Here is a 20,234-nt window from a genome sequence, read left to right as displayed (position 1 = left end):
CCAGTATGCCAGAAAACAATAAGGAACAATCATATCAGCCAATGACTTTTGATGCGATCAAGATCGGTTTGGCATCACCTGAGAAGATTTTGGAGTGGTCCAGAGGAGAAGTCACGAAGCCTGAGACGATTAACTATAGAACCCTGAAGCCGGAAAAGGACGGATTATTCTGCGAGAAGATATTCGGGCCTAGCAAAGACTGGGAGTGCCATTGCGGAAAGTATAAGAAGATACGCTATAAAGGCGTAGTCTGCGACCGCTGCGGCGTTGAAGTCACAAAAGCAAGCGTGAGACGTGAGCGTATGGGGCATATTGCTCTTGCGGCTCCGGTATCGCATATCTGGTACTTCAAGGGAATTCCAAGCCGTATGGGACTGATCCTGGATCTTTCTCCGAGAACCTTGGAGAAGGTATTGTATTTCGCGTCCTATATCGTATTGGATAAGGGCAAGACAGACCTTCAGTATAAGCAGGTGTTATCCGAGCAGGAATACCAGGAGGCCAGAGAAGCATGGGGCAGTTCTTTCCGTGTAGGAATGGGTGCCGAGTCCATTAAGGAACTTCTGGAATCCATCGACCTGGATAAAGAATATACAGAATTGCAGGAAGGGCTTAAAGGAGCGACCGGACAGAAGCGCGCGAGAATCGTGAAGCGTCTGGAAGTCGTGGAAGCCTTCCGCGAGTCAGGCAACAAGCCTGAATGGATGATCATGACGGCAATCCCGGTAATTCCGCCGGATCTGCGTCCAATGGTACAGCTTGACGGCGGACGTTTCGCGACGTCTGACTTGAATGACCTGTATAGAAGGATCATCAACAGGAACAATCGTCTGAAACGCCTGCTGGAATTAGGCGCTCCGGACATTATCGTAAGAAACGAGAAGAGAATGCTGCAGGAGGCGGTGGACGCGCTGATCGACAACGGCCGCCGCGGCCGTCCGGTTACCGGACCTGGCAACCGGGCGCTTAAGTCACTGTCAGATATGCTGAAAGGGAAGTCCGGACGTTTCCGTCAGAACCTGCTTGGAAAGCGTGTTGACTATTCCGGACGTTCCGTTATCGTCGTAGGGCCGGAACTTAAGATCTACCAGTGCGGGCTTCCAAAAGAGATGGCGATCGAGCTGTTTAAGCCATTCGTTATGAAAGAACTGGTTCAGAATGGAACCGCCCACAATATTAAGAATGCCAAGAAGATGGTAGAGAGACTCCAGCCGGAAGTATGGGATGTTCTGGAAGACGTGATCAAGGAGCATCCGGTTATGCTGAACCGTGCCCCTACGCTCCACAGGCTGGGAATCCAGGCATTTGAGCCGATCCTGGTAGAAGGCAAGGCTATCAAGCTGCATCCATTGGTATGTACGGCCTACAATGCCGACTTTGACGGAGACCAGATGGCGGTCCATCTTCCGCTTTCCGTAGAGGCTCAGGCAGAGTGCCGCTTCTTGCTTCTGTCACCGAACAACCTTCTGAAGCCGTCAGACGGCGGACCGGTTGCCGTTCCTTCACAGGATATGGTGCTTGGAATCTATTATCTGACGCAGGAAAGGCCTGGCGCAAAGGGAGAAGGAAAAGCATTCAAGAGTGTGAATGAAGCAATCCTTGCTTATGAGAACGAGGCGATCACCCTGCATTCACGCATTAAGGTGCGCGTATCAAAGGTTATGCCGGACGGAGAAGAAGTGTCAGGAACCATCGAGTCTACGCTGGGAAGATTCATTTTTAATGAGATCATTCCGCAGGATCTTGGATTTGTAGACCGTGAAGTAGAAGAGAACAAGCTTCTTCTGGAAGTCGATTTCCATGTAGGCAAGAAACAGTTAAAGCAGATCCTTGAAAAAGTTATCAATACCCATGGCTCTACAGCGACGGCAGAAGTGCTGGATGCGGTAAAGGCCATTGGATACAAGTATTCTACAAGAGCAGCCATGACCGTATCTATTTCCGATATGACCGTGCCTCCGCAGAAGCCGGAGATGATCCAGCAGGCGCAGGATACGGTGGATAAGATTACGAAGAACTTTAAGCGTGGCCTGATTACGGAGGAAGAGCGTTATAAGGAGGTCGTAGAGACCTGGAAAGCGACGGACGATGCCCTTACCGAGGCGCTGCTGTCCGGTCTTGATAAATATAACAACATCTTTATGATGGCCGATTCCGGAGCTCGTGGCTCTGATAAGCAGATCAAGCAGCTTGCCGGAATGCGTGGACTCATGGCGGATACAACGGGACGTACCATTGAATTGCCGATCAAGTCTAACTTCCGTGAAGGACTTGACGTATTGGAGTACTTTATGTCTGCCCACGGAGCCCGTAAAGGTCTGTCAGATACGGCCCTGCGTACAGCCGATTCCGGATACCTGACCAGGCGTCTGGTTGACGTATCCCAGGAACTGATCATCCATGAAGTAGACTGCGTAGAAAAGGGAGCCGAAATTCCTGGAATGTATGTAAAGGCGTTCATGGATGGAAATGAAGAGATTGAAAGCCTGCAGGAGCGTATTACAGGACGCTACCTGTGCGAGAATATCGTTGATAAGGATGGAAACGTTCTGGTGAAGGCAAACCATATGGTTACGCCGAAGCGCGCGGAACTCATTATGAAGAAGGGCGTGGATGAAAAGGGCCAGCCATTGACCAAGATCAAGATCCGTACCATCCTCACCTGCAGATCCCACAGCGGCGTCTGCGCGAAGTGCTACGGAGCCAATATGGCGACCGGAGAGCCGGTACAGGTGGGAGAGGCTGTCGGCATCATTGCTGCCCAGTCTATCGGAGAGCCGGGTACCCAGCTGACCATGCGTACGTTCCATACCGGAGGCGTTGCCGGTGACGACATCACACAGGGTCTTCCTCGTGTCGAAGAGTTGTTTGAGGCAAGAAAGCCGAAGGGACTTGCGATTATCACAGAGTTTGCGGGAACGGCCAATATTAATGATACGAAGAAGAAGCGCGAAATTATTGTAACCAACCATGAGACGGGCGAATCTAAGGCATATCTGATTCCTTATGGTTCCAGGATCAAGGTTCAGGACGGCGCGGAACTGGAAGCCGGCGACGAGTTGACCGAAGGTAGCGTTAATCCGCATGACATCCTTAAGATCAAGGGACTGCGTGCGGTACAGGATTACATGATCCAGGAAGTACAGCGCGTATACCGTCTGCAAGGTGTTGAGATCAATGATAAGCATATCGAGGTTATCGTGCGCCAGATGCTGAAGAAGGTTCGCATCGAGGAAGCCGGAGATACAGAGTTCCTGCCGGGAACGAACGTTGACAGGCTGATCTTCGAAGATGTAAATAATGAACTTGAAAAAGAGGGGAAAGAGCCCGCAGCTGGAGAGCAGATCATGCTTGGTATTACTAAGGCATCTCTGGCAACCAACTCCTTCTTGTCAGCCGCATCCTTCCAGGAGACCACCAAGGTTCTTACGGAAGCAGCGATCAAGGGCAAGGTTGACCCGCTGATTGGCCTGAAAGAGAACGTCATCATTGGTAAGCATATACCGGCTGGTACCGGCATGAGAAAATACCGTGACATCAAGCTGGATACGGAGTTATCCCTGGATGACGACATCGTTCTTGATGAGGACATTGAGGAAGTAGAAGTAGAAGAAGAACTCGAAACAGTAGAAGAATAAAGACGATAGAAGGCCCTGGATGTAACAATTAAGACCTGTACGTTAAGATAAAACTGAGAACGATGGATAGGATAAGGCGCTGGGCTATATAGGGAAATATTATGCCTCCAGGCAGTTGGATTAAGGAACTGCCTGGAGGCTTTTGTAATATCAGGAGTCATCTGGCTGCCTGGCATTCAGGCGGATGGTGACCAGGGTATCAGACGGCCTGCTTAGAATGCTGATTCCATATTCTGTCCCTTCATATAGGCGGATCTTATTGTGGATATTGATGATGCCGAGGCCTTTGGCTTCGTTGAAGGTGGCATTGATGTCGCTGGGAATATCCTGGGACAGCAGTTCTTCCAGTTCCTTTAATGTGGCTTCGTCAAACCCGATGCCATTATCCTGGATGGTAATGAACAGGCCGTCTCCCTCCCGGAAGGTCCGTATATAAATGAAGCCATTATCTTCGATGGATTCCAGGCCATGGAAGATGGAGTTCTCCACCAATGGCTGCAGAATCATCTTGGGTATCTTGCACTTTTTCGTATCCTCGGCAATCTCCAGGCTGTAAGTGATCTTATCCTGAAAACGCACCCGGATCATATAGAGATATTTGTCTACAATACTCAGCTCGTCTTCCAGGTATACCAGAAATGCCCCCTTAATAGAATAGCGGAACAGGTCTGCCATGTTGGTGCAGATCTGGGCGACCTCCTGGATTCCGTGCATCAGGGAGATACCTCTCATACACTGGAGCATGTTGTAGAGGAAATGTGGATTAATCTGGCTCTGATAGGCATAGAGCTGCGTCTGCTTTTTGCTCAGCTCCATCTCATACAGCCTTGCCTGGGAGGCTATATTGTGCTGGTTGAGAGAGAAAACCCTCTCTAGCAGCGCATTTACATGGGAGGCGATGGAGCCGATCTCATTCTTGAGCGAAGTGCGTATCTGCGGCTTGTCATGCTCATAGTCAATGGATTCAATTTCCTGATTCAGTTTATGGATAGGCCTGATTATAATGTGGTGCACGGCAAAGGCAATATAGGCCAGGTAGAATAGAGACAGCAGCGCGAACAGTATAAGGGGGCCAGACCTGCTGTCATTGAGGAGGCTGACCTGGCTTTGGTATACCGTGCCGTCCACAGACAAATTGCTATTGGGAATGCGAAGCGTCTCTTCGTAAATCTTTGGATTGGATGCTTCCGGCGCTGGCAGGGAATAATTATTGGAATATAAGATTCTCTTGCTTGTCTCATCCTTGATCTGCAGCTGCATGTCGAAGGTAGAGTTCACCAGCTTGCTCAGGGTCTCCGTCTTGCAGATGATCGCGATGTTCCCGATATATTTTCCAAAATCCTCCGAAAATGTGGTCATAAAAACGGGGCTGAAATACATCAGGAAAGGCTCGCGGGTGGCAGGCTGTATATAGAACTCAAAGTAACTCTGCTTGTTCATGGCAGAGTTGCGAAAACGCTCTACGGTAAAGTTCTCCATGTCGGCGGGAATATAGCTGATCATGCTGGTTGGCGAATTCTTATCCCATACGATGATGTCCACAAGATCCGGCGTGTAGGATTGGGACATGCCGATCAAGTCAGAGAAAGACTGACGCTGCAGCTGATGGGTGTCCCTGGAGGCGCTTTGAAGATAGGACTGGGTCTCCTGCTTGGAAGAGAACATGGTGGAGGTCTTCTTCATGCTGGTTGCCATAGAGGCAATATTGATCTCGATGTTGTCGAGAGTAGTGCTGCAATAGCGTTTCAGGCTCTGGCTCTGATCCCTTCGGATCTCTGTGATAATATAGTAATTGGTTGCCAGCATCAGGATGAGCGGGATCAGAAGAATGGCGACAAACTGGCTTGATAAGGATTTTTTCATTGGCTGCTCTCCTTTGTGGCTGAGAATAGTTTGCGGTATTCCTTGGGGGAGTAGGTGCACTGCTTTTTAAAGACTTTGCTGAAGTAGAAGTAGTCGCTATAGCCAACCAGGGAGGCTACCTGCTCCAGGGAATAGGAACTGTTCCTAAGGAGAGACTGGGCCTCGTTTATCCGCAGCTGCGTCAAATGCTGGGAGAAGGTCTTGTCCAAGTATTTGGCGAATAGGGAGCAGCAGTAATTGGGATTCATATCAAACTCCGCGGCCAAAGATTTCAAGGTTATTTTTTCCGAAAAATGAGTGTTCATATAGTTCAATATTTTCTCGAAATTATTGTCAATGTAGGTAGGAAGTCCCGGGACAGCGCCGCGCTTATCCAGGGATTCCCGGACTCTTTTCAGGCACAGGGCCGTCTCGTCGGGGTTCAGAGGCTTCAGGCAATATCCGGCGACTCCATAGGCAATCGCTTCCTTGGCGTAGGAGAAATCGCTGTATCCGCTGACGACGATGAATTCGCAGCTGATATGCTGCTGCCTGACCTTCTGCATCAGTTCCAGCCCCGTCATGCCCGGCATCCGGATGTCGGTAATGACAAGATCCGGCTTCTTTGCCACGATTGCGGGCAGCGCTTTTTGCGGCGTACGGAAGGAGTCAATAATCTCAAATCCCATATCATCTAGTGCAAATGTCTGCTCAATATCTACAATTGTCCAAGGCTCATCATCGATTATAATTACTTTGTACACTAAAACTCCTCCTTTCCGTAATGCATGCCTCTACGAGGCGGGCGTGCTTACGCATGTCTAAGTATACATGATTGAGGGAGATTTGCAATAGATATGCGGAAATGTTAAGAAAATATCAAACGATGAGGCTGGGAAAATGCATTTATCAGATAAAATGTAAAAAACTCATAAAATAACACACTTAAACTGAGGAATTTACATTTTATATAAAAGTAGAAATTTATATAATTTTAATCAGAGGAAACCTATTAGAAAAGAGGAGGAAAGGTTATGAAAAAAAGAATGCGGTTACTCTCGGTGCTGCTGTGCGTTGCTATGGTTGCAGGATTATCTGCATGCGGCAGCAAAAAGGAAGATAAAGGGGAGGCCAAGAACGACGGGAAGATCAAACTTACATTTTCCACATCCGTGTATGTAGAGGAGCCACACCAGAAGGCGATCGATGCATTGCTGGAGGCTTACAACAAGAAAAACCCGGACGTTGAGATCGAGATCTTAGGCGCAGGATATGACGGATATTGGGACAATATCACGACAGAGATCCTGGCGAACAACGAAAGCGACATGATCCAGGTATATCCGGAGAACATCTCCACCTATCATGCCATCAGGGAGGATGGCACATTCATCGATCTGTCAGACTACATGAGCGATGAATTGAAGGGAAAGCTGGTAGGACAAGATATGTGCGACGTGAATGGAGAAACGCTGGCGATCTCCAGTTATGCATGGGGAACCACAGGCATCTTCTACCGCAAATCCATGCTTGAGGATGCAGGAATCGATCCAGAGTCCATCAAGACACAGGAAGATTTCCGTAAGGCATGCGCAAAGTTCACGAAAGACGGCAAGTACGCCATGGGCGTCGTGTCCGGAACTCACGCGTTTACCGTAAGCGAGTGGAGCCGTCTGATCGCAAGGCCGGTATCCGGCGGACTGTACTTCCCGAACGGAGAGTCAGAGCCATATACGGCGGATAATGTCAATGTCAATGCGCCTGAAAACGTATGGGCAGCCCAGTGGTGGCAGGACTTCATACTGAAGGACAAGGCTGCGAAGCTGGTAACCGATAAGAAGGATTCCAGAGAGATGTTCTGGAACGGCGAAGTTCCGTTCAACATGGATGGCCCATGGTTCGTGGGAATGTCCAAGGAAAGAGATGAGTCCCTGATGGATGATATCGGAATCATTCCACAATTTGATGTGGCATATGAGGGAGAAACCTATAAGCCAAATCCGACCAACTATCCGCTGGTAACCATGATCAGCAAGAACTGCGAGCATCCGGATGAAGCATACGCATTCCTGGAGTGGATGACTACGGACGAGGCTCAGGCGCTGATCGCGGACTGTGGAATGATCCCAAGCAACACCGATTACTCTACCAGCGACGAGTACATCAAGAATCACGAGCTGGAATATGCCATCGTAGGCTTCATGCAGAATAATTATGCAGAACTGATCGCAGACCCGAACATTGCCCAGTTAGGAGAGATCTCCCAGGTAATGCTGGATGCGGCGCAGAAGATGTTCTCAGAGCAGGCGGCAGACGTACAGACCGAGATGGATAATGCGCAGAAGCAGATCGAGGAAGTAATGAGCAGGCAGGAATAAGAAAACTACACAGGGAGTGGTCCATAGATGAACATAAGTAAAAAGAGAAAAATGAAAAAGAAAATGGAGCCCTATGCCTTTCTGGTACCGCTGCTTCTGATCATCCTGGTATTTCTCATCGTTCCCATCGTAAAGGCGGCGATCATGAGCTTCCAGTATTATTACATAGCGAAACCGTCCTCAGCCGGAAATTATTTTGTGGGCCTAAAGAACTATCATGCAGTGCTGGGGGATGATTATTTCTTCAATTCCGTAAAGGTAACGCTGATCTATATCGTGGTGACCGTGCTGGGAAGATATGTACTGGGATTCATAACGGCATTGCTTTTGAATACCAAATTTCTTGGAAGAGGACTTGCCAGGGCGCTGATCATCATCCCATGGGCCGTTCCGGAAGTCGTAGCATGCCTGGTCTGGATTCTGATGTACGACCAGGACTATGGAATCATTAATTTCCTGCTGAACAATGCGGGAATCCTGTCGAAGAACATCGCATATCTGCAGGATGTCTCGGTTGCCTTGCCAGCAGCAATGGTTGTCAACATATGGAAGGGATTCCCCTTCGTGGCGATCATGCTCCTGGCGGGCATGCAAAGCGTCTCTTCAGACCTGTATGAGGCGGCAGATATTGACGGGGCGACCACGTTCCAGAAGATACGCTACATTACGGTTCCATCCATCAAGTCAGTATCTACCATCGTATTCCTGCTGCTGATCATCTGGACGATCAAGGACTATGCGATCGCCTATGTATTGACCAAGGGCGGGCCGTCAAGGGCGACGGAATTGTTGACGATCTATGTGCAGCAGACCGGATTTAAGTACTTTGACTTTGGTAAGGCCGCTGCCGCAGGAATGCTCATGCTGCTGGTATCGCTGGTATTTACATTCTTCTATTTCAAGGTTGTGAATCGAGGGGAGGATGAGGCATGAAAAAGAAAAACGGCAGAAAAATAATAACGGTAATCCTGGTGATCCTCGTATGCATATTTGCGCTATTTCCATTTATATGGATGATATCCACCTCCTTCAAGCCGGCGCAGGAAGTGTACAGCAGCACGCCAAGCTTCATACCGAAGAATCCGACGGCTAACGGCTATAAAGAGATGCTCACCACCAAGTCCACCACATTCGACTTCATGCAGTGGACGGTGAACAGTGTCATCGTATCGTTGCTTACCACGCTGTTTTCCATGGTAATCGCTGCTTTGGGAGGCTACGGAATCTCAAGATTCCGGTTCCGGGGCAGGAACGCGCTTTCCTACATCATACTGACAACCCAGGTGCTTCCGGGATCGCTGCTGATCATACCGCTTTATATTATCATGGGCAACATGCAGCTTCTGGATACCAGGATGGGACTGGTCATGGCTTACGCTACATTCTCTGTACCATTCTGTACCTGGATGATGAAGGGGTTCTTCGATTCCATACCGGTATCCCTTGAGGAGGCGGCAAAGGTAGACGGTGCCGGAAGATTCCGGTGCTTCGCTACCGTGGTCATGCCCCTTACCATTCCGGGGCTGGTAGCCACGGGGCTGTTCTCTTTCATCACTGGATGGAATGAGTACCTGTTTGCAAGCACATTTATGAAGAGTTATGAGAACTGGACGCTGCCAATCGGAATTGCCAGTTTCCAGGGGCAGTACGCTACCAACTGGGGAACGCTTATGGCCGGGGCGGTTCTGATCACGATACCTGTAGTCATATTGTTCCTGGCGCTTCAGAAGCATCTGGTGGGCGGAATGACTGCCGGAGCAGTGAAACAATAATGGAAAGAAAAGAGGATGAATAATCATGGAAATGAAACAGATTAGAATGGGCATCGTAGGTGCCGGAACCTGGGGCGAGACACATGCCTCCATCTATGCGGAGCATCTGTTTGCGGATCCGGTGGCCATCTGCGACATGAATGAAGAAAGAGCGCGGGCCATAGCCGACAAATATGGCATCCGCAAAGTATATACGGACTACCATGACCTGGCGGCGGATGAGGAAGTGGACGCGGTTGCGATCGTTACCCCTGACTTTGCCCATGCGGATATCGCGGTGGCCATGGCAGACGCAAAAAAGAATATACTGATCGAGAAGCCGCTGGCAACCACGAAGGAAGATATCGCAAGGATCTGCGAGGCGGTCAACAGAAACCAGGTGCGCTGCATGGTGGATCTGCACAACCGCTGGAATCCCCCGTTTAATACGGCAAAGCAGGAAATCTCCTCCGGCAAGCTGGGGACGCCATATACTGCCTATATCCGTCACAGCGACGTAAAGTGGGTGGCCACAGACATGCTGTCATGGGCCTCCAAATCTTCTATCCTGTGGTTCTTAGGAAGCCACAGCCTGGATTCCCTCAGATGGCTGTTTGACGACGAGGTTAAAAGGGTGTATTCTGTGAAAAAAGAAGGCATATTAAAGGAATTAGGCGTGGATACCCCGGACATCTATCTGACGACCATTGAATTTGAGAAGGGCGGAGTGGCCCATATGGAAAACGGGTGGGTGACGCCCAACGGCAACCGCAATATTAATGATTTCCGCTGCAGCGTCATGTGCACGGAAGGCATGATCAGCCTGGATCTTTCCAGCCACAATCTGATTGAAGAGGTGACAGAAGAGAAGGCAAGCGTGCCGGATATACTTGTATCCAATATGGTATTCGACCGCTGCAAGGGACTGTCTTATGAAAGCATCCGTGATTTCGTGGACCGTCTGGTAGACGGCAGGGAGTTCCGGGTGACGCTGGAAGACGCGAGAAAGACGGCGCTGGCGATCATTGCTATCCACGAATCCGCAGATACAGGCCTTCCAGTAGAGGTGGAATACTAAGATGATTGATGGACACATTCACTATGCAGAAAGTTTGGAGGCTGAGAGGCTCCAGTACATAATTGAGGCTTACGGCTTAAGCGGCGTGGCGCTTCAGTGCATTCCAAAAGGCGGAAAGATTCCGGTGGAAGAGGATGCTTTCTCATTCAAGCGACAAAGCAGCGTGCCGGTATACATATTCGGAGGGCTGGACAGAAGGATATTCTCCCTGTCCCCGGGGCGGATGGCGGAAGCGCTTCCCGGCGAGATCGACCGTCTCATGACAATGGGCTGCGATGGCATCAAGATGCTGGAGGGAAAGCCCAACGTACGCAAGGAATACCCTGTTCCGGATTTTGACGACGAGATCTGGGAGGAATATTGGGACGTGTTGGAGAAGCGACAGATTCCGGTATACATGCATGTGAACGACCCGGAAGAATTCTGGGATGAGAGCAAAGTGTCCGAATATGCCAGGAAAGCCGGATGGTTTTACGACGAAACCTATGTAAATAATCAGGAGCAGTACAGGCAGATGCAGGAAGTGTTGAAGAGGCATCCACGGCTTCGCATCCTGTTTCCGCATTTCTTCTTCCTGTCAAAAGACTTAGGAAGGCTGGCCGCTATGTTAGACCAGTATCCGAATGTACATACGGATGTAACGCCTGGAATAGAGTTATACTTCAACCTTTCCGACCAGGAAAAGGAAGCGAAGGCCTTTTTCGCAAAGTACCAGAATCGGATCTGCTTTGGAACGGACATCGGCGCAAGGTCTTTGATCTACGAGGAGCCGATTCCCTTATCAATAGAAGAAAGCCGGTCAAGGCTTGAGTTGACAACCCGCTTTCTGGAAGAGAAAGGGGACTATATCCTTTATCCCGACGGCTATTATTTTACGGAAGGCAAAGAACGCCTGATGCATGGGCTGGGCCTGTCGGCGGAGATCCTTAAGAAGATTTATCATGACAATTTCTTAAAATTTATTTCGTAATATATTTACCTCAAAAGCAAGGGGAAGAAGCGTTTTTATGCTTCTTCCCCTTGCTTTTCCGTGAATATTCCAACAAGATTATAAAATGCACTATTGACAACGGCTCTCAATTGACATATAATACCAATGTAAATGATAATCAAAATCAATATAGATGAGGAGTGATCATGATGCCACTGACAATGCTGAATTCTGGAGAGACGGCTGAAATCAAGCGGATCAAGGGACGGGATGATGTAAAGCGGTTCCTTGAGAATCTGGGGTTTGTAACAGGCGAGGAAGTGAGAGTCGTATCAAGCAATGAGGGGAACATCATTGTCCAGGTGAAAGACTCCAGAGTCGCAGTCAGCAAAGGGATTGCGAATAAGATCATGATATAGGAGGAAGCGGTAAGGATGCGGACATTGAAAGACATTAAATGCAACCAGAGCGTATCAGTCGTAAAACTGCACGGCGAAGGAGCGGTAAAACGCAGAATCATGGATATGGGCATTACTAAGGGAACCCAGGTATTCGTCAGAAAGGTAGCGCCTCTGGGAGACCCGGTAGAGGTGACGGTGCGGGGGTATGAACTTTCTTTAAGGAAAGCGGATGCTCTGATGATCGAAGTACAGTAAAGAGATTACAGGAGGAATGAAAATGGGAGTGAAGATAGCGCTTGCCGGTAACCCGAACAGTGGAAAGACTACGTTATTCAACGCGCTCACCGGATCCAATCAGTTTGTCGGAAACTGGCCGGGGGTAACGGTGGAGAAAAAGGAAGGAAGACTAAAAGACGACAAGGATGTCACAGTGACAGATCTGCCGGGCATCTATTCCCTGTCGCCATATACATTAGAAGAAGTGGTTGCGAGAAACTATTTAATCAGCCAGCGTCCCGACGCGATATTGAATATCGTGGACGGAACCAATCTGGAACGCAATCTGTATCTGAGTACCCAGCTGATGGAACTTGGCATACCGGTAGTCATGGCGATCAACATGATGGACGTGGTGAAAAAAAACGGCGACCAGATCAACACGAAGATACTGTCTGAAAGATTAGGCTGCGAAGTGGTATCCATATCCGCTCTTAAAGGAGAAGGCATCAAAGAGGCCTCGTCCAAAGCGGCGCGGCTTGCCAGGATGAACGACGCGGCGTCGCCGGTACATGAATTCGCCCCTGAGGTGGAGGCAGCCCTGGATGAGATTGAGACGATGCTGACAGAAGTCCCGGAGGAACAGAAGCGGTTTTACGCGATCAAATTGTTTGAACGGGACGACAAGATTGAGGAGCAGCTTAAACACGTTCCAGAAGTAGAAGATATCATTGCCGCCGTGGAAAAGGAGTATGATGACGACGCAGAGAGCATCATTACGAACGAGCGTTACAACTACATAACATCTGTAATCCGGGACAGCCTTGTAAAGTCGCGGAAAGAAAAGTTGACGACATCTGATAAGATTGATAGAATTGTTACAAACCGGTGGCTTGCGCTTCCGATATTCGCGGCTGTGATGTGGATCGTATATTACGTGTCTGTCTCAACGGTAGGCGCCTGGGCGACAGACTGGGCCAATGACGGGCTGTTCGGAGATGGGTTCCGCCTGTTTGGAATGGATGTTCTGGGAATTCCCGTTATCATTGGCAACGCCCTTGACGCCGTCAACTGCGCGGGATGGCTTCAGAGCCTGATACTTGACGGAATTGTAGCAGGCGTGGGCGCGGTGCTTGGATTCGTTCCGCAGATGCTGGTGCTGTTTATCTTCCTGGCATTTCTGGAAGCGTGCGGCTATATGGCAAGAGTCGCTTTCATTATGGACCGGATCTTCCGCAAGTTCGGCCTGTCCGGCAAGTCATTCATCCCGATGCTGATCGGGACAGGGTGCGGCGTGCCGGGGATCATGGCATCCAGAACGATTGAGAACGATCGGGACCGCAAGATGACCATCATGACTACCACGTTCATCCCGTGCGGCGCCAAGCTTCCGATCATTGCCCTTATTGCGGGCGCGCTGTTCGGCGGAGCCTCCTGGGTTGCCCCTAGCGCATACTTTGTGGGGATCGCGGCAATCATCTGCTCGGGAATTATCCTGAAGAAGACCAGGATGTTCGCGGGAGAGCCGGCGCCTTTTGTCATGGAACTTCCGGCCTACCATATGCCAACTGTGGGAAACGTGCTAAGAAGCATGTGGGAGCGGGGCTGGTCCTTCATTAAGAAGGCAGGGACCATCATCCTACTGTCCACCATCTTCATCTGGTTTACCTCCAACTTTGGCCTGGCAGATGGACGCTTCGGCATGGTGGAAGACTTAAGCGACGGCTTCCTTGCGATGATCGGAAGAGGCATTGCGTGGATCTTTGCGCCGCTTGGCTGGGGAGATTGGAAATCGGCAGTGGCAGCTATCACCGGGCTGGTGGCAAAAGAGAACGTGGTGGGAACCTTTGGCATCCTCTATGGATTCGCGGAAGTCGCGGAAGATGGGGCTGAAGTATGGGGAACTCTCGCTTCAAGCATGACGGCTGTAGCGGCGTACTCGTTCCTCGTGTTCAACCTTCTGTGCGCGCCTTGCTTTGCAGCCATGGGTGCGATCAAGCGGGAGATGAACAATGCAAAGTGGTTCTGGTTCGCGATCGGATATCAGACGCTTCTGGCTTATGCGGTGTCCTTATGCGTATTCCAGTTCGGCAGCCTCCTTACAGGCGGCGGTTTCACGATTGGCACTGTGGCAGCGATTCTTATATTGGCGGGATTTATGTATCTGCTCCTGCGGCCCTATAAGGAAAGCGCCACTCTAAATGTAAATATATCAAGCGTGCGCGCCAAAAAGGCGAAGGCATAATAGAAAGAGGGAGAATGATATGGCATTAGCAGCAATCAGCGGTATATTATCAACAACTATCCTGGGAGGAATCATTCTTGCAATCGTAGTATTCGTCCTACGAAGCATGTGGAAGAAGAAAAAGGCAGGGGGGGCCTGCGGATGCAGCTGTGGCTGCAGCGGTTGCGTGCACAGCTGCCATACCAAGACGATTGATGATATAAAATAACCGGGAAATGGAATAACATTTGCCGATTATAGGCAGAATAGAATAATGAATCAGTGGAAATCGGCGGTATTCTTACTGCCGTTTTTCGCTGCTTGAAAGGAAAGGCGGAGAATCATCCTAATAGAATCCAGCCACTTTGAAGCCTAAAAGAACCAGCACGAACAGAATGCTGGGCTTGGCGATCCGGGCGCCGTTCTTCATGACCAGGCCTGCTCCGATATAGCCTCCCAGCATGTTGCAGGCCGCGGCGGCAAGGCCGAGAGAGATAATCACCTGCCCATTGAGCAGGAAGATGAGCAGGGAGGTAATATTCGTCGTGAGATTGATCGCCTTTGCCTGCGCGTTGGCAGTCTTGATGCTTAGCCTGGCGAATACGGTAAACGCGATGATCAGGAAGGTGCCGGTACCGGGGCCGTAGAAGCCGTCGTAGCAGCCGATGACGAAGGCGGCTATGGACGCGGTCAGATAGGTGCGTTTGTTAAGGGTAACCTCGTTGGATCCTTTGTCATTGAAAAGCTTCTTATTTAATACCAGGAACGCGGACAAGGGAAGAACCGCCACCAGCACATAGGCCATGACCTTTTCCGGCACCATCAAAGAGACATGGGAGCCGATGAAGGAGCCGATGATTGCCGCCATTACGGAAGGGACGGCTAGTCTTACATTGATCAGATGATTGTGGGCGAAGCGGTAGGTGGCAAGCGCGGTGCCAAATGGGGACGACATCTTATTGGTGGCAACAGCCGCATGGGACGGCAATCCGGCGATCAGATAGGCGGGAAGGGAAATCAGCCCGCCTCCTCCTGCGATGGCGTCTACCATGCCAGCCAGGAAGACAAGCGGGCATACGATGATAAAGGTATGTATTGTTAGTTCCATAATAGGTTCCTCTCATGTAAAGGTATAGTTTCAGTAATTCCTCTAAAGATTATACGGAAGGAAGCGGGGAAAAGCAATGCCAAATTCTGCATTTTCTGTAACTTCACATTCAAAATTATGTGTGCTACAATAACATACATATGAAAGAATGTTTAAAGGAGGAAGTTAGGATGAACAGAGAACAGGCACATGAGATATTGATGAAATACATGAAGGGCGAGAACTACATCACCCATTCCTACGCGGTTGAGGCGATTATGAGAGGCCTCGCCAAAAGGCTTGCTCCGGATGATGTGGAGTATTGGGGAATCGTAGGGCTCCTGCACGACCTGGATGAGGAACAGTGCGACTGGCAGCATGACATGAGCGTCCACGGCCCCACATCCGTGGAGATACTTAAGAAAGAAGGAATTGACGACAAGATTCTCTTTGACGCCATCTGCTCCCACAACCCAAAGAGCGGCATGAAGGCGAAGACCACCCTTCAGTACGCGGTGTTGGCGGCAGACCCCATGAGCGGGTTCGTCAAAGCGGTAGCGCAGATCTATCCGGATAAGAAGATTGCCAGCGTGAAGCACAAGTCCGTGATGAAACGTTTTAATGAACTAAGATTCGCGGCGGGAGCAAACAGGGATTATATGGAAGCGATCGAGTTTACTGGCTTAAGCCTGGACGACTTGATTGACGTGGCGCTGGAAGAGATGGGAGCGATTGCGGACGTATTAGGATTATAATAAGAAGGTAGCTATGCGAAGAAAAATATTTGCAGCGGCAGCAGTCCTGTGGATGATCGTCATATTCTCATTTTCAGCCAAGGTGTCGGAAGACTCGGAGGAGATGAGCAGATCTGTGGGAATGCTGATTGGCAAGGCAGTCATAAAAGAATATAAGGAGTGGCCGGGAAAAAGGCAGGCGGCGTTTGCGGCAAAGATCGACTATCCTGTCCGCAAGGCAGCCCATGCCTCGGAGTATGCCATCCTCGGAATCCTGCTTACAGGCGCCATCCTGGATATTAGGAAACCATGGAAGCGCCAGCTGCCGGCCTGCTTTTTAATAGGAGCGGTTTATGCAGCCAGCGATGAATTCCATCAGTTGTTCGTGCCGGGGCGCAGCGGGCAGATCAGGGATGTGATGATAGACAGCGCGGGGGTTGCGGCAGGAATTATCCTGGCATGTCTGGCCATAAAGGCCTTCCAATGCAGAAAACCGCGGAAAATAGAAGGAAATTGCCAAGAAACCACTTGACAACCGTAAAGAATAGTAATACACTAATTTAGCGTGCATGAAGATGCATCGTATTTTTGTGCACCCATATTCATGGTAAAATGAATGAGCAACTTATTATAATCGTAGGAGGTGAAAGAGAATGCCAACATTTAACCAGTTAGTAAAAAAAGGACGTCAGACATCCGTAAAGAAGTCTACCGCTTCAGCGCTTCAGAAAGGGTACAACTCTTTAAGAAAGAGAAGTACGAATGAATCCGCTCCTCAGAAGAGAGGCGTATGTACAGCAGTTAAGACTGCAACGCCGAGGAAGCCGAACTCAGCTCTTAGAAAGATCGCCAGAGTACGTCTGTCTAACGGTATCGAGGTAACAAGCTACATTCCAGGAGAGGGACACAACCTTCAGGAGCATAGCGTTGTTCTTATCCGTGGAGGAAGAGTAAAAGACCTTCCAGGTACAAGATACCATATCGTTAGAGGTACGCTTGACACAGCAGGTGTTGCCAAGAGAAGGCAGGCACGTTCTAAATACGGTGCTAAGAGACCAAAAGACGCTAAGAAATAAGTTCATTAGTTAAGAAAATGTAGTCACAAACAGAACTATGATTAAGTAAGTTGCAAGGATATAGATCAATGTCCTGTGCACTACACAGTATCATTAGAAAGACACATGTGAGTACCGATGAATTAATCAGTGTAACATTTACAATTACACAAACATGTTTAAGGAGGGAAGAACCGTGCCACGTAAAGGACATACTCAAAAAAGAGACGTATTAGCGGATCCGTTATACAATAACAAAGTGGTTACCAAGCTTGTCAACAACATCATGCTGGATGGCAAGAAGGGCGTAGCCCAGAAGATTGTATACGGAGCATTTGACAGGGTTGCAGCAAAATCCGACAAGCCGGCAATCGAAGTATTCGAAGAGGCTATGAACAACATCATGCCAGTACTTGAGGTAAAGGCAAGACGTATCGGTGGAGCAACCTACCAGGTACCAATCGAGGTTAGAGCAGACAGAAGACAGGCTTTAGCGCTTCGCTGGCTTACATCCTATTCTCGTAAAAGAGGAGAGAAGACGATGGAAGAAAGATTGGCCAATGAGATTCTTGATGCAGCCAACAACACAGGCGCATCTGTAAAGAAGAAAGAAGATATGCACAAGATGGCAGAGGCAAACAAGGCATTTGCCCACTACCGTTTCTAATTGCGTATAATATAGGAGGAAAAAATCTTGGCTGGAAGAGAATATCCATTAGAGAGAACAAGAAATATCGGTATTATGGCTCATATTGATGCCGGTAAGACTACATTGACAGAACGTATCTTATATTATACCGGTGTTAATTATAAGATTGGTGATACTCATGAGGGTACTGCTACTATGGACTGGATGGAGCAGGAACAGGAAAGAGGTATCACGATCACTTCTGCAGCTACGACATGCCACTGGACGCTGGAAGAGCAGACAAAGCCGAAAAAAGGCGCTCTTGAGCACCGTATCAATATTATTGATACCCCGGGACACGTTGACTTCACTGTAGAGGTTGAGCGTTCACTTCGTGTATTGGATGGCGCTGTAGGCGTATTCTGTGCTAAGGGCGGCGTTGAGCCGCAGTCAGAAAACGTATGGCGTCAGGCTGACACATACAATGTACCAAGAATGGCATTCATCAACAAGATGGACATTCTGGGTGCAGATTTCTACAATGCTGTAGAACAGATTAAGACAAGACTTGGAAAGAATGCGATCTGCCTTCAGCTGCCAATCGGCAAGGAAGATGATTTTAAGGGAATCATCGACCTGATGGAGATGAAAGCCTACATCTACAATGATGAGAAGGGCGAGGACATCTCCGTTGTAGATATTCCGGAAGACATGCAGGATGACGCAGAACTTTACCACACAGAACTGGTAGAGAAGATCTGCGATCTTGATGATGATCTTATGATGGAATATCTGGAAGGAAACGAGCCATCTGTTGACGACTTGAAGAAAGTACTCAGAAAAGCAACTTGCGAGTGTACGGCAGTTCCGGTATGCTGCGGAACCGCATATAGAAATAAAGGCGTTCAGAAACTTCTGGATGCAGTCGTTGAATACATGCCTGCACCTACAGACATCCCTGCCATCACTGGCGTGGATGAGGATGGCAATGAAGTAGTGAGACATTCTTCTGACGAAGAGCCATTCTCTGCTCTGGCATTCAAGATTATGACAGACCCATTCGTAGGAAAACTGGCATATTTCAGAGTTTATTCAGGATCCATCAATTCAGGATCTTACGTGCTGAATGCGACAAAAGGCAAGAAGGAACGTGTTGGACGTATCCTTCAGATGCATGCGAACAAGAGGGAAGAACTTGAGAAGGTATACTCTGGCGATATTGCCGCAGCGATCGGATTCAAGTTTACGACTACAGGAGATACCATCTGTGATGAGAGACATCCGGTTATCTTAGAGTCCATGGAATTCCCGGAGCCTGTTATCGAGCTGGCTATCGAGCCAAAGACAAAGGCATCCCAGGGAAAACTTGGAGAATCTCTTGCAAAACTTGCAGAAGAAGACCCGACATTCCGTGCTCATACAGATCATGAGACAGGACAGACTATCATCGCCGGTATGGGAGAACTTCACCTGGAGATCATCGTAGACAGACTTCTGCGTGAATTCAAGGTAGAGGCTAACGTTGGAGCTCCTCAGGTTGCATACAAAGAAGCATTCACTAAGCCTGTTGACGTGGACAGCAAGTACGCAAAACAGTCAGGTGGACGTGGACAGTACGGACACTGTAAAGTTAAGTTCGAGCCAATGGACGTTAACGGAGAAGAGACATACAAGTTTGAATCTACTGTTGTCGGCGGAGCTATTCCGAAGGAATACATCCCGGCAGTAGGCGAAGGTATCGAAGAGGCTATGAAGTCCGGTATCCTGGGAGGATTCCCGGTAGTTGGACTTAAGGCTAACGTATACGATGGTTCTTACCATGAAGTCGATTCCAGTGAAATGGCATTCCACATTGCCGGATCATTAGCGTTCAAGGATGCGATGAAGAAGTCCGCTCCAGTACTTCTCGAGCCTATCATGAAGGTTGAGGTAACGATGCCGGAAGAATATATGGGCGATGTTATCGGCGATATCAACTCTCGCCGTGGTCGCGTGGAAGGTATGGATGACCTGGGCGGCGGAAAGATTGTACGTGCTTACGTGCCGCTGTCAGAGATGTTCGGATACTCTACAGACCTGCGCTCCAGAACACAGGGACGTGGAAATTACTCCATGTTCTTCGAGAAATACGAGCCAGTTCCGAAATCTGTACAGGAAAAAGTATTATCCATTAAAAATGATTAATTAAATGGTAAAAGGGCTTGAAAAACAAATAGATTTGAAATATAATCAGAGATAGCCGAGCAAACGTAAAAAATTATAAATGCCGAA

Annotated in this window: 18 protein-coding genes; 15 read left to right on the top strand and 3 right to left on the bottom strand. The window is 49.0% G+C overall.

Features of this window, described 5'->3' with window-relative positions; all coding sequences use genetic code 11:
- The first annotated feature begins 5 nt into the window (after positions 1–5).
- On the top strand, positions 6–3,638 hold the full coding sequence (gene rpoC / locus HDCHBGLK_RS03950) for a DNA-directed RNA polymerase subunit beta' (RefSeq protein ID WP_004606395.1): 3,633 nt from the start codon (positions 6–8) through the stop codon (positions 3,636–3,638).
- A gap of 150 nt (positions 3,639–3,788) precedes the next feature.
- Here rpoC and HDCHBGLK_RS03945 read toward each other — a convergent pair whose 3' ends face one another.
- A complete protein-coding gene (locus tag HDCHBGLK_RS03945; protein ID WP_004606394.1) occupies positions 3,789–5,501 on the bottom strand; it encodes a sensor histidine kinase in 1,713 nt (570 codons plus the stop codon).
- The gene (locus HDCHBGLK_RS03940; protein WP_004606393.1) at positions 5,498–6,244 is read right to left on the bottom strand and encodes a response regulator transcription factor; all 747 of its coding nucleotides are present in this window, start codon (positions 6,242–6,244) and stop codon (positions 5,498–5,500) included. The genes HDCHBGLK_RS03945 and HDCHBGLK_RS03940 overlap by 4 nt, the downstream gene beginning before the upstream one ends.
- Before the next feature lie 270 nt (positions 6,245–6,514).
- Between HDCHBGLK_RS03940 and HDCHBGLK_RS03935 the strand changes: the two genes are divergently transcribed.
- The 9 genes from HDCHBGLK_RS03935 to HDCHBGLK_RS03895 all read left to right on the top strand — a co-directional run bounded on the left by HDCHBGLK_RS03935 (position 6,515) and on the right by HDCHBGLK_RS03895 (position 14,688).
- Positions 6,515–7,858, top strand: a complete 1,344-nt coding sequence (locus HDCHBGLK_RS03935) for an ABC transporter substrate-binding protein (protein WP_004606392.1) — start codon at positions 6,515–6,517, stop codon at positions 7,856–7,858.
- Between the two features lie 27 nt (positions 7,859–7,885).
- Complete coding sequence (locus tag HDCHBGLK_RS03930) at positions 7,886–8,791, top strand: carbohydrate ABC transporter permease (RefSeq protein ID WP_004606391.1); 906 nt, start codon at positions 7,886–7,888, stop codon at positions 8,789–8,791.
- Positions 8,788–9,630: a carbohydrate ABC transporter permease gene (locus HDCHBGLK_RS03925; protein ID WP_004606390.1), complete on the top strand. Its 843-nt coding sequence runs from the start codon at positions 8,788–8,790 to the stop codon at positions 9,628–9,630. Before HDCHBGLK_RS03930 ends, HDCHBGLK_RS03925 begins: the two co-directional genes overlap by 4 nt.
- A 25-nt stretch (positions 9,631–9,655) precedes the next feature.
- On the top strand, positions 9,656–10,687 hold the full coding sequence (locus HDCHBGLK_RS03920; RefSeq protein ID WP_004606389.1) for a Gfo/Idh/MocA family protein: 1,032 nt from the start codon (positions 9,656–9,658) through the stop codon (positions 10,685–10,687).
- A 1-nt stretch (position 10,688) separates the two neighbouring features.
- The gene (locus tag HDCHBGLK_RS03915; RefSeq protein ID WP_004606388.1) at positions 10,689–11,657 is read left to right on the top strand and encodes an amidohydrolase family protein; all 969 of its coding nucleotides are present in this window, start codon (positions 10,689–10,691) and stop codon (positions 11,655–11,657) included.
- Between the two features lie 167 nt (positions 11,658–11,824).
- The gene (locus tag HDCHBGLK_RS03910; protein WP_004606387.1) at positions 11,825–12,037 is read left to right on the top strand and encodes a FeoA family protein; all 213 of its coding nucleotides are present in this window, start codon (positions 11,825–11,827) and stop codon (positions 12,035–12,037) included.
- Positions 12,038–12,052: 15 nt separating this feature from the next.
- Positions 12,053–12,274, top strand: a complete 222-nt coding sequence (locus HDCHBGLK_RS03905) for a FeoA family protein (protein ID WP_004606386.1) — start codon at positions 12,053–12,055, stop codon at positions 12,272–12,274.
- A 22-nt stretch (positions 12,275–12,296) separates the two neighbouring features.
- Positions 12,297–14,480 carry a ferrous iron transport protein B gene (feoB, locus tag HDCHBGLK_RS03900; RefSeq protein ID WP_039909601.1) on the top strand — a complete coding sequence of 728 codons (2,184 nt, stop codon included), beginning with the start codon at positions 12,297–12,299 and terminating at the stop codon, positions 14,478–14,480.
- 19 nt (positions 14,481–14,499) lie between these two features.
- On the top strand, positions 14,500–14,688 hold the full coding sequence (locus HDCHBGLK_RS03895) for a FeoB-associated Cys-rich membrane protein (protein WP_004606384.1): 189 nt from the start codon (positions 14,500–14,502) through the stop codon (positions 14,686–14,688).
- 117 nt (positions 14,689–14,805) lie between these two features.
- Here HDCHBGLK_RS03895 and HDCHBGLK_RS03890 read toward each other — a convergent pair whose 3' ends face one another.
- On the bottom strand, positions 14,806–15,567 hold the full coding sequence (locus HDCHBGLK_RS03890; RefSeq protein WP_004606383.1) for a sulfite exporter TauE/SafE family protein: 762 nt from the start codon (positions 15,565–15,567) through the stop codon (positions 14,806–14,808).
- Positions 15,568–15,737: 170 nt separating this feature from the next.
- Here HDCHBGLK_RS03890 and HDCHBGLK_RS03885 point away from each other — a divergent pair, with 170 nt between their 5' ends.
- The 5 genes from HDCHBGLK_RS03885 to fusA all read left to right on the top strand — a co-directional run bounded on the left by HDCHBGLK_RS03885 (position 15,738) and on the right by fusA (position 20,147).
- Complete coding sequence (locus HDCHBGLK_RS03885; RefSeq protein WP_009249609.1) at positions 15,738–16,301, top strand: HD domain-containing protein; 564 nt, start codon at positions 15,738–15,740, stop codon at positions 16,299–16,301.
- Positions 16,302–16,314: 13 nt separating this feature from the next.
- Positions 16,315–16,812 carry a VanZ family protein gene (locus tag HDCHBGLK_RS03880; RefSeq protein WP_004606380.1) on the top strand — a complete coding sequence of 166 codons (498 nt, stop codon included), beginning with the start codon at positions 16,315–16,317 and terminating at the stop codon, positions 16,810–16,812.
- 121 nt (positions 16,813–16,933) lie between these two features.
- Complete coding sequence (rpsL, locus tag HDCHBGLK_RS03875) at positions 16,934–17,356, top strand: 30S ribosomal protein S12 (RefSeq protein WP_004606379.1); 423 nt, start codon at positions 16,934–16,936, stop codon at positions 17,354–17,356.
- 175 nt (positions 17,357–17,531) lie between these two features.
- Positions 17,532–18,002: a 30S ribosomal protein S7 gene (gene rpsG, locus HDCHBGLK_RS03870; RefSeq protein ID WP_025641766.1), complete on the top strand. Its 471-nt coding sequence runs from the start codon at positions 17,532–17,534 to the stop codon at positions 18,000–18,002.
- Between the two features lie 27 nt (positions 18,003–18,029).
- Positions 18,030–20,147 carry an elongation factor G gene (gene fusA, locus HDCHBGLK_RS03865; RefSeq protein ID WP_009249604.1) on the top strand — a complete coding sequence of 706 codons (2,118 nt, stop codon included), beginning with the start codon at positions 18,030–18,032 and terminating at the stop codon, positions 20,145–20,147.
- Positions 20,148–20,234 lie beyond the last annotated feature (87 nt).

This window comes from [Clostridium] scindens ATCC 35704 (genome assembly GCF_004295125.1).
Taxonomy (GTDB): domain Bacteria; phylum Bacillota; class Clostridia; order Lachnospirales; family Lachnospiraceae; genus Clostridium_AP; species Clostridium_AP scindens.
Note: the sequence above shows the minus strand (reverse complement) of the source record. Positions and strands in the feature narration are given on the sequence as shown.